This is a genomic window from Lysinibacillus sp. NPDC093688 (genome assembly GCF_050280145.1).
In the GTDB taxonomy this organism is placed as follows: Bacteria; Bacillota; Bacilli; order Bacillales_A; family Planococcaceae; genus Lysinibacillus; species Lysinibacillus xylanilyticus_B.
The window spans coordinates 19,489-30,088 of sequence record NZ_JBNNUX010000046.1 but is presented as its reverse complement, the minus strand read 5'-3'; the positions used below and the strand labels follow the sequence as shown (position 1 = coordinate 30,088).

Sequence of the window (10,600 nt, the reverse complement as noted above, 5' to 3'; positions counted from 1 at the left end):
TTTGATGTCCAAAATTTTGTTTCGTTCACCAACTCAAGGTTAGTTACTAAAAACTTTATTGATTACGTTTTGCTTGTTCAGTTTTCAAGGTTCATTTCGTTACCGTTTCTTCAACAGCAACTTTTATATAATATCATGTCGTCCGATCATTGTCAACAACTAAATTATTTAGTTTAAAACTCACTTGTTTTTTCAACAGTTATCTTAACGACTCTTATTACTATATCACAATATTTTTGTTTTGCAAGCATTTTACAAAAAATAAACTAAGGCAGTTATTCCTAGCACACCTGGAATACCTAATATTGCAATTGTGAATACTGAAAACAGATTAATCGGTACATTATAGCCTGCATAACCTATACCTAAGTGAATAATAAATAATAGTAGAAAGGCAAAAGCAAATCTAAACCAAAACACAGACATTCCTTCTAAAATTTTACCCATCTTGGCATGTCTTATTATTATATAAAGAAAAAGAAGCACTACAGGCACACAAACGCTCATAATTACTAACCACGACATATGGTTTCCCCCTTAACAATATAATTATGAAAGTTTATGTTCTCTATTTTGCTTCTATGAATATCAATTATACTTCGGCCTAATTGCGTCTGGAGGCGTTAACGTATTTCAGCGGGTGTTTGGACACCCGCTGAAATACGTTAAAAACTATTATTTAATTAATACTCTCCGAATTCTAGCTTCCTTAAATAAATAAAAATGTACACTCTCCGCCACTTTTCGTTGAGCAATTGCGTCTAAATCATAGTCATCTAGGAACTCTTCAATTATCTTTGCTTGCTGTAAATCTTCTTTTGTTTCTTTTATAAGACTTACAAGCTTGTCATCGAATTCTTTTTTTAATTTTCCCTTACTGCGGAAGAACATATTAATCCCTCACTCACAATTCTCGGCGACCTTCCATTGCCTTCGATAACGTTACTTCATCTGCATATTCTAAATCTCCACCTACTGGTAGTCCATGAGCGATCCGTGTTGTTCGAATACCAGATGGTTTCACTAGACGAGAAATATACATAGCTGTTGCCTCTCCTTCAATAGTTGAATTCGTGGCTAAAATAAGTTCCTGAACAGTCTCATCTTGCAAACGAACTAGCAGGGAAGCGACATTAATATCCTCTGGACCAACACCATCCATAGGTGAAATAGCTCCTTGTAATACATGATACATACCATTGAAATCACGCATTTTTTCCATTGCGATCACATCTTTTGTATCTTGAACAACACAAATAATAGAATGATTTCGTTGTTTGTCCGTACAAATATGGCATGGATCTACATCAGTTATGTTGCCACATACGGAGCAATAGCTTAAATTTCGTTTAGCATCTATTAATGCCTTTGAAAAGGATAAAACGTCATCCTCTTTCATTGTTAATACAAAAAACGCCAGACGAGCCGCGGTCTTCGGCCCGATACCTGGCAATTTCATAAAACTATCAATCAGTTTCGATATTGGTTCTGGGTAGTACATTTATTTGCCTCCTAGAATGGAAGGTTCATGCCCTGAGTGAATTTACCCATTGTTGCATTTGTTTTTTCATCCACTTTTTTCAATGCTTCATTTGCAGCAACAACGATTAAATCTTGTAGCATTTCGATATCGTCTGGATCTACTACTGATGGATCAAGATTTACTTCTACGATTTCACGTTGACCAGTTACAGATACTTTTACCATACCGCCACCAGCTGCACCTTCAAATTGCTCTGCATTTAAAGCCTCTTGAGCCTCCATCATTTCTTTTTGCATTTTTTGCATTTTTTTCATCATACCTTGCATATTTCCCATTCCACGCATAAACATATTCCTCCTAAATGATTAGTCTTCAACAATTTCAATAAAATCTTTACCAAACAGCTTTTCTGCTTCTGTCACAAGTGGATCTTGTGAAGCAAGTGGTTGAGCATCGTCGATAAACGGCCCATCTGGCATTTCTGCCGGTGGTGGCTCTAATAACTCTACGTCAGGATCGTTCTCATCCTGAGATTTTTTCTGCTGCTGTAAGCCATGATCACGAATAAACTCTTCACGTAATTTTAACCAAGCCTCGTCAGGTGTACAAAGCATTTCGTACATAGTACCCGTTTGCCCTGCAATTAATTGTGTGAATTGAGCTTTTAGGGCTTGATTATCAGCAACCATTTGACAATGAATATCATACTTGAATTTTAACACAAAAGCACTTGAAGATGCCGCAACAGGTTCAGCCTCTGCTAAAAGAGCTGACTGAGATTTTTGCAATTGGCTTAATGCCTGTGCCCAAACCGATTTAATACGTTGCACATCTTGTTTTGTAGCATCCTTTAGTATCTCTAGAATACGACCTGTTGGTGCTTTATAGCCATTTGGACTTTTAGCTCGTGGACGTTGCTCTTTTGGTGCTTGCGTCGTTTGTACAGGAGCCCCCGCTTGTAATTGGGCTGACAGTTGTTGCACCATCTGCTCAAGTGCCACGATTTTTTGAGCGAGCTCAGGGCTCATAGCTACCTCACCTGAAGTGGTAGTTTGACTAACAGCCCCTCCCGAAAACTGCACCATTTTAAGTAACGCTGTTTCTAAGTAAATCTTTGTATGGTGGGAGAATCGCATTTCTTGCTGTGTTTTCGCTAAAATATCAATATAGCCATATAGCAAATCGGGTGCAAAATCATGTGCTAATGTAAATACTCGTTCCTCTGGTGATACTAGCTCTAATAATTCAGCCAAATCCTCACTTGTTTGCAGTAATAATAAGTCCCGGAAAAATGTAATCAGGTCCTCTGAAAGGCGAAGAGGATCTTTCCCATCCGCAATAAGCTGTTCTGATAACGCAAGCATTTGTGCGACATCTTTTCCTTTTAGAGCTTCTGCTAAGTCATAGAAAACTTCCTGACTAATAGAACCTGTAACAAGTAATGTGTCCTCTAGCTTTAATTTTTCCCCACTGAAGGATACGACCTGATCTAATAAACTTAAAGCATCACGCATACCACCAGCTGCTGATTGTGCGATTACCTTTAAACCCTGTTCCTCAAATGGTAACTCAATATCTTCTAATACAACTTTCATGCGCTCAATAATATCATTGGTTGAAAGACGCTTGAAATCAAAGCGCTGACAACGAGAAATAATCGTTGCGGGCAATTTGTGGGGCTCTGTCGTTGCTAAAATAAATACAGCATGAGAAGGTGGTTCTTCTAATGTCTTTAAAAGGGCATTGAAAGCACTTGTAGAAAGCATATGCACTTCATCAATGATATACACTTTATATCTGCTACTCGCAGGAGCAAATCGAACTTTCTCAATGATGTCACGAATTTCTTCAACGCGTGAATTAGACGCCGCATCAAATTCAATAACATCTGGGTGAGAACCTTCTGTAATGCTTAAACAAGTAGCACATTCATTACAAGGCTCTTTAGATGGTGCATGCTCACAGTTTAAAGCCTTTGCAAAAATTTTAGCTGTACTTGTTTTCCCGGTACCACGTGGGCCGGAAAATAAATAAGCATGTGTTGTTTTATTCGCTAGGAGAGCATTTTGTAGCGTTCTTTTGACATGTGCTTGGCCAGACATTTCTCGGAATGATTGCGGTCGATACACACGATAAAATGCTTGATACGTCAATGGTTTCCTCTCCTCTTCTTTATTATATAGAATAGTTCTATTATAGCATTTGCCTCATTATTTATAAAATAGTGTCATCGTTTTTCTAAAATTTCGGGACGATTCTCCTTCACTTCCCATAGCGAAGGCTGACGCTTACAGCTCCTATCCGTTTGCTTTGCACAATTTGTAGCTTCTTCAAACGTTCTGGCGATTGCAATTCCGTCCCAACAAATATTATAAAAATCAAAATACCTTGTAAAATAATATAAAAAAAACGCATCCGCCTTTTGTAGACGGATACGTTTGAATTGGCAATTTAATGCCGTGCACCTTTCTTCGACAGCCGCACATAAGCGTTACTCTTGTCGTTAGCTCAGATTAGGCAACCCCGCGGCACATGAATAAGACCACTTAATGCTGCTTCCTTCCGGACCTGACATGGTTCATGGGTATCCATTGCGCAGGACCCAATCGTCAACACTACGTGCAAAAGGCAGACCAAACAATACGGACAGCCTCGAAAAAGGAATTCAGTCTCGCTAGAGCGGATTGCGAGTTACAGGACACCGCTACCTTCCCACCTAGCACGGCAATCTCTAGTATACTGACTGTTTTCATAAATTGCAACTTAATACACATAATATTTGTGTGGAATATTCTATCAGCATTGTAAATAAGAAATTATTAAAAAAACATAAAAAATCTGTTGACGAGAATTTCAAAATATGATAAATTTATTTTTGTCGATGAGACAACGCAACAGAACAACATGGAGGTATACCCAAGTCCGGCTGAAGGGATCGGTCTTGAAAACCGACAGGCGGGTAACACCGCGCGGGGGTTCGAATCCCTCTACCTCCTCCAGTTTTAAAATTCCGACTACGAATGTAGCCGTTTTTTTTTGCCTAAAAATTGTATATAACACTTACTAGATGCCACTTCCGCTTAGGGTGTGGTATTTTTTTATTGTTAATTATCATTTTATAACCGATCAACTATACCTCGGCATAACTGCGTCCGGAATCGGCTTTGTGCTTAGGCCTGCAGATGTTTTTTGTGCGAAAGCGCAGTGCTAACGTAGCGTCAGCAACGTATTTTGTCTGTACGAAAGCGAAGCGTCAGCAACACGGTTTTAACTGTGCGAAAGCGAAGCGTCAGCAACAACAGCACGATGTTGGTCACTCAGGCGTTTTCACAGTGTGTGAAGTTCTTAGCCTGGGTTCCTCTCTTTCAGCGGATGTTTGCGCTGAAAGAAGTTAATAATACATATCATAATTTCACCTAGACAAGTGCGCTTTCGTTCCTAAATAGCGTTCCGCCCCACCGTAACATCAAAAGTAGTGGTACAATTATTTTTATTTCAAACACGCAAACGAGCTCTTTAGCATATCTTTTCTTTGCTATACTGCTCAGTTAATATTGGGAGGATTTATTATGCATTCGAAATTTTACATATATCGTGCTTCCCTCACTTGGATTTTCTCAATTGCTCTGTTAACTGCTATCGGTAGTGAGATTAAAATAATGCCTTTCACGAATACATCTTTTCGTTTCGGATTAGGAAGCATCATTTTCTTTTTATGCACGCTACTTAGACCTACACCAATCATTTTGGCTGGATTTACTACAAGTATCGTGACAACCGTTTTTCGAGTTACCATTAATTACTCTTTACACGATGTCCCATTAGTCGATAGTTTACTAATACATTTACCTGCTGCTGCATTTTATATATCGTTCGCAGTATGCCTACAAATTCTAAGCATTCATCAATATAGAGAAAAACCACTATTGCTTGGATTACTAGTTGCGTTTTGTGAAGCATTCAGTAATTTAGTGGAACAACTATTTCATTTTATTATAAATTCCTATACTTTTTTACTCCTTCCTGATCTTCTTATACTTTTAGTAGTTGCTTTATTACGTAGTTTTTTTGTTGTTGGTGTATATAGTTCCATTTTAATTGCTGAGCAAAAAAAACGTGTTCAGGAAATGCTTACAATCGGCTCAGATTTATATGTCGAGACGCTTTATTTAAAAAAATCTATGAACAATATAGAAGCAATTACAGCTAATGGGTTTGATTTATATCGACAATTAAAATCGCTAGGCTATCGTGCAGAAAGTTTACAGGCACTCCATATTGCCCAGGAAATTCATGAAGTAAAGAAGGATTCACAACGCATTTATGCAGGTATTTCTAAAATTGTTGGTGACAAGAGCTTTGACTCGCTTCGATTATCAGAATTATTACATTTTATCGAAGACGGAAACAGTAAATACGCAGAGTTTTTAAGAAAAGAAATTGAGTTTACGATAAATATTGACATCGATTTTCAAACGAAAGAACATATTGCATTGCTTGCGCTTTTGAATAATTTAACTGCTAACGCTATTGAAGCAATTGATGGTCAAGGCATCATTTCGATTGCCATTCAGCAGCAACAGGACGATACTGTAATCACAGTATGTGATAATGGGAAGGGAATTCCACACAGTAATCTCTCTATTATTTTTGAACCTGGATATACTACAAAATACAATGTAGACGGTGTCGCAGCAACAGGTATTGGGCTTTCACACGTTGTTGAATTAGTAAATAAATTAAATGGCTCAATATCCGTTGAATCAAACAATCAAAACACGATGTTTAAAATTAAAATTCCTACGCAAACTATTCAAACAGGAGAGACTTAAATGAGGTATTTTATTGTAGATGATGATCGAGCAAGTCGGGTCATGTTAAAACAAATTATTGAAGATAGTGGTTTAGGTACAGTAATTGGTGAAGCACGCAATGGTGAGGACGCCATTCCACAAATTTTAATGACACAGCCAGAGTTTGTACTGATTGATTTGCTTATGCCGAAGCTTGATGGAATAGCAACAGTCGAGCAACTTATCCAAAATCGTTTTGAGGGACAATTTGTCATGATTTCTCAGGTAGTGAATAAGGAGATGGTAGGTGAGGCCTATGAGCAAGGTATAGATTTCTTTATTCATAAGCCAATAAATCGTATTGAGGTTGAGAATGTTTTACGTAAAACAACTGAACAGTTTCGCCTAAAAAACTCATTGCTTATTATTCGCCAATCACTTACAAATATTGATTTAAGTGAACAAATAAATCATAAAGCAACGTCACGTGATCATATTCAATCTATCTTAAATGATATGGGTATCGTTGGTGAAATCGGAAGCGAAGATATTATAGCTATCATCGAAACATTGCTTGCTCATCAGCACAAAATTGCACCACTTCCTCCATTAAAGGAGCTTTATGAGGAAATTGCAGCTGTCACAAAGGCTACACCAGATGAAATTTTGAAGGAAAGTAAAGCCATTGAACAGCGTGTGCGCCGTACTATATTAGCAGCGATGATAAATCTCGCCAATTTAGGGGTCGTAGATTATACGAACTCTGAATTTGAATATTATGCACCTCGATACTTTGACTTTAAAGAAATTCGTCTGCTTATGACTCAGATAGAAGATCACGGAAATCGTAAAGCAAAAGTCAATATTAAGAAGTTTATTCAGGTGTTATATTCAGACATTTTAACAAAAGTAAATTAATTTTCTCGGATTTTGTCGGATTTCATAAGTCCTCCGTATTATTAAAATAAGGCAAGTCCTAAAAATTTAATATTAGGAGGTACTAAAGTTTTGAAGAAGAAATTTAGAATCAGTTTAGCCACTCAAATCTTAGTCGGTTTGATTTTAGGGATTATTGTTGGCGGTATCTTTTACGGAAACCCCAAAATTGAAACATATTTACAACCATTAGGTGACATTTTCCTTCACCTAATTAAAATGATTGTTGTACCGATTATTATTTCGACATTAATCGTTGGTGTTGCTGGCACTGGAGATATGAAACAGCTTGGACGTTTAGGTGGTAAATCACTTATTTACTTTGAAGTTATTACAACAGTAGCAATTGTAGTTGGTTTACTATCTGCAAACTTGTTCCAACCAGGCGCAGGTTTAAACATGAACGAACTATCTCAAGGAGATATTTCGAAATACGTTGCTACTACAGAAGAAGTACAGCATGAAGGACCATTTGATATTATTGTAGGCATTGTACCAACAAATATCATCCAGGCAATGTCTGAAGGTAATATGCTTGCTATCATCTTCTTCTCAGTTATTTTTGGTTTAGGGGTAGCTGCCATTGGCGATCGAGGCAAACCAGTATTAGACTTCTTCCAAGGGGTAGCAGATGCTATGTTCTGGGTAACGAACCTCGTAATGAAATTCGCTCCACTTGGGGTATTTGGTTTAATCGGTGTAACCGTTTCCAAATATGGATTCGCTTCACTAATACCACTTGGCAAACTTGCTATTCTTGTTTATGCAACAATGCTATTCTTTATCTTTGTCGTTCTTGGTCTTGTGGCAAAATTCGCAGGTATCAATATCTTCTTCTTAATTAAAGTACTAAAAGATGAGCTGATTTTAGCGTTCTCAACAGCAAGTTCTGAAGCTGTATTACCGCGCATTATGCTGAAAATGGAGAAACTAGGTGCTCCAAAGGATATTGTATCCTTTGTTATTCCAACAGGTTACTCCTTTAACTTAGATGGTTCTACACTGTACCAAGCTATTGCTGCATTATTTATTGCTCAAATGTACGGTATTCACCTAAGCATTGGTGAACAAATTACGTTAATGCTTGTATTAATGGTTACATCTAAAGGGATTGCAGGTGTTCCAGGAGTATCCTTCGTTGTACTTCTAGCAACTTTAGGTACTGTCGGCATTCCAGTTGAAGGTTTAGCATTCATCGCAGGTATCGACCGTATTCTTGATATGGGACGTACAGTCGTTAACGTAATTGGTAACTCACTTGCGTCATTAGTAATGGCGAAATGGGAAGGCCGTTTCGATACAGAAAAAATGAAAAATTACTTTAAAGATAATGAAAATTTAGCATAAAGATCAAAAAACCCTCACGATGTATGGATGGCATCGTGAGGGTTTTTTTATTTTTTTAATTTGAAGTTAAAACTTTATCTAAATAAGCAATTATTGATTCTTTCCCATTTACGTGTGCTTCTTGTGCGCGGATTTCATCCTTTTGGATTTTGGCCTCAGCAGCTGCAACCATACGCTCTGCATCATTCTGAGGCACGACAACAACACCGTCCATATCCCCAATAATATAATCACCAGGATGAACAGCAACGCCCCCAATAGCAATAGGAACATTTACTTCCCCACCTCCATTTTTATGGCCAGCTGCTACGGTTGTGCCAAGTGAAAATACAGGAAAGTCTAGCTCACGAATCGCTGCAATATCACGAATTACACCATCAACGACAAAGCCCTGTACACCAATACCCTTTGCCAATGAAAGAACAAAATCACCAGCAACTGCACGATTGGTATTCCCTTTCGCATCGATTACTAAAATATCGCCTTCTCTTGCAGCTCGAATGGCTTCCAATACTGCACCGTTTTCGCCATCTGGTAAACGCACTGTTACCGCACGGCCAGCAATTTTATAATGATCCGCTAACGGTTTAATATCGCTACGTAAATTCGTATGTCCCCCTGTCGCATCTGAAACTGCAGTCGTTGGTAAATGCTTAAAACTTACTTCCACCTTTGTCATCTATAACACCCCTATTATGATTTATAAAAGCTTACACAATTATTGTAAATAAAATGTATCTACTATTTCAATATATATCAGAAAATTGCGCAAATAGAACAATCAGGGGTATCTATTTATAATAATGTCCTTTAGAAAGGCATTTTCATTTTAACAAATTGAACGTCCACTACAAATATGCTTACAGAATCTATCAATGGTGTGCAGCATACGTTAAGCCCTCCTCTTATTCTTGTAATTATTGCATTCATTCTATTCTTCTTATGAAGCGTGTAAAAGGGGAGAAATAAAGTTAAAAAAGTGCGCCATATTAGATAAACTTACCTCGCTCTAATTTGGCGCACTTTTTTATTATATAGATTCCATTAAATTATTTCGGTAAAATGCCTCGATTGTTCATCTAATGCCTCTGCAGCAGTAGCAATTTCAGCAAAATCATTCGTAGTTACATTAATTTGCCCATTTGTTTTTTCTACTTTTTCGGCTATACGCGTGATACTCTCAGTGACTTGTCCAATCTCTCGCTCAATGCCCTCAACATTATCTTTTACTTCTGAAATAGATTGCTCCACCCTTATAGAAAGTTTTCTAACCTCTTTTGCTACAACATCAAAGCCTCGGCCATACTCACCAGCTCTTGCTGCTTCAATAGCTGCATTTAGTGCAAGTAAGTTTGTCTGAGAAGCAATTTCTTGAATGGTTTTCACAATCCCTTTAATAGATTCAGCTTGCTTCTGTAGCTGCACAAGATTTCTCACATTATCGGCAGACTCTTGTGAAACCTCTTTCACTGTTTCCAGTAAATCCTCGCTATTTTGAATACCAGCCTCCGAACGTCTATGAAGCTCTTTAGACATGACCTTTAATGTATCAGCTACACTAACAATTTCATTTTGACGTTCAGTAATATTTGTTGCAATTTTCGATACGCCAATCACCTTTCTTGATTTATTAGCAAAGACAGGCATATAAGTAGCCTCAAGCCAAATTCTATTACCACTTGCATCTTTTCTTTCGATTTTATCTTGATAGCTATTGCCAGCAGCTAAGTTTCGCCAAAATTTTCCGTATTCTATGCTATTTGCAAATTCCGGTAAACAAAAATCCTTATGATCTTTTCCCATCATTTCTTCAACTTTATAACCTAACGTTTTAGCAAAAAGTTCATTTACATAGGCAACTTTATGCTCCATATCAAAACGGATAATGGCTATATTTAGTTCAATTGCCAACACTACTTGATCATCGGTAACTTCTGTATCTATTGTCTGCATAACCTACTCCTCTTCCATTGTATTAGCGAACTAAATTTTTTATAGTAATGAGCCCAACAAAAATACTTATACAGATTATTTATTGCAG

Annotated in this window: 11 protein-coding genes, 1 tRNA gene and 1 other RNA gene; 5 read left to right on the top strand and 8 right to left on the bottom strand. The window is 37.5% G+C overall.

The window, feature by feature from the left end; genetic code table 11:
* Positions 1-252 precede the first annotated feature (252 nt).
* From ACQKN2_RS22590 to ffs, 6 genes are all read right to left on the bottom strand, one after another.
* Entirely contained in the window at positions 253-525 is a 273-nt protein-coding gene (locus ACQKN2_RS22590) for a pro-sigmaK processing inhibitor BofA family protein (protein WP_427416931.1), read from the bottom strand.
* A 150-nt stretch (positions 526-675) separates the two neighbouring features.
* The gene (locus ACQKN2_RS22585; protein ID WP_427416930.1) at positions 676-891 is read right to left on the bottom strand and encodes a YaaL family protein; all 216 of its coding nucleotides are present in this window, start codon (positions 889-891) and stop codon (positions 676-678) included.
* 13 nt (positions 892-904) lie between these two features.
* The gene (gene recR / locus ACQKN2_RS22580) at positions 905-1,501 is read right to left on the bottom strand and encodes a recombination mediator RecR (protein ID WP_079564088.1); all 597 of its coding nucleotides are present in this window, start codon (positions 1,499-1,501) and stop codon (positions 905-907) included.
* Positions 1,502-1,512: 11 nt separating this feature from the next.
* Positions 1,513-1,827, bottom strand: a complete 315-nt coding sequence (locus tag ACQKN2_RS22575) for a YbaB/EbfC family nucleoid-associated protein (RefSeq protein ID WP_053593603.1) — start codon at positions 1,825-1,827, stop codon at positions 1,513-1,515.
* Positions 1,828-1,848: 21 nt separating this feature from the next.
* Positions 1,849-3,636 (bottom strand): DNA polymerase III subunit gamma/tau, encoded by a 1,788-nt coding sequence (dnaX, locus tag ACQKN2_RS22570; protein ID WP_427416929.1) that lies wholly within the window; start codon positions 3,634-3,636, stop codon positions 1,849-1,851.
* A gap of 304 nt (positions 3,637-3,940) precedes the next feature.
* Positions 3,941-4,208, bottom strand: an RNA gene (ffs, locus tag ACQKN2_RS22565) — signal recognition particle sRNA large type.
* Between the two features lie 181 nt (positions 4,209-4,389).
* Between ffs and ACQKN2_RS22560 the strand changes: the two genes are divergently transcribed.
* From ACQKN2_RS22560 to ACQKN2_RS22540, 5 genes are all read left to right on the top strand, one after another.
* Positions 4,390-4,482, top strand: a tRNA-Ser gene (locus ACQKN2_RS22560).
* A 192-nt stretch (positions 4,483-4,674) separates the two neighbouring features.
* Complete coding sequence (locus ACQKN2_RS22555) at positions 4,675-4,878, top strand: hypothetical protein (protein ID WP_427416928.1); 204 nt, start codon at positions 4,675-4,677, stop codon at positions 4,876-4,878.
* Positions 4,879-5,052: 174 nt separating this feature from the next.
* The gene (locus ACQKN2_RS22550; RefSeq protein ID WP_427416927.1) at positions 5,053-6,315 is read left to right on the top strand and encodes an ATP-binding protein; all 1,263 of its coding nucleotides are present in this window, start codon (positions 5,053-5,055) and stop codon (positions 6,313-6,315) included.
* Positions 6,316-7,194, top strand: coding sequence for a response regulator (locus ACQKN2_RS22545; protein ID WP_427416926.1), 879 nt, complete (start codon positions 6,316-6,318; stop codon positions 7,192-7,194).
* 90 nt (positions 7,195-7,284) lie between these two features.
* On the top strand, positions 7,285-8,559 hold the full coding sequence (locus ACQKN2_RS22540) for a cation:dicarboxylate symporter family transporter (RefSeq protein WP_427416925.1): 1,275 nt from the start codon (positions 7,285-7,287) through the stop codon (positions 8,557-8,559).
* A 55-nt stretch (positions 8,560-8,614) separates the two neighbouring features.
* Here the strand turns inward: ACQKN2_RS22540 and ACQKN2_RS22535 are convergent, their stop codons facing one another.
* Both ACQKN2_RS22535 and ACQKN2_RS22530 read right to left on the bottom strand, forming a co-directional pair.
* Positions 8,615-9,238, bottom strand: coding sequence for an RraA family protein (locus tag ACQKN2_RS22535; protein WP_427416924.1), 624 nt, complete (start codon positions 9,236-9,238; stop codon positions 8,615-8,617).
* 365 nt (positions 9,239-9,603) lie between these two features.
* Positions 9,604-10,512, bottom strand: coding sequence for a methyl-accepting chemotaxis protein (locus tag ACQKN2_RS22530; protein WP_427416923.1), 909 nt, complete (start codon positions 10,510-10,512; stop codon positions 9,604-9,606).
* Between the last annotated feature and the right edge of the window lie 88 nt (positions 10,513-10,600).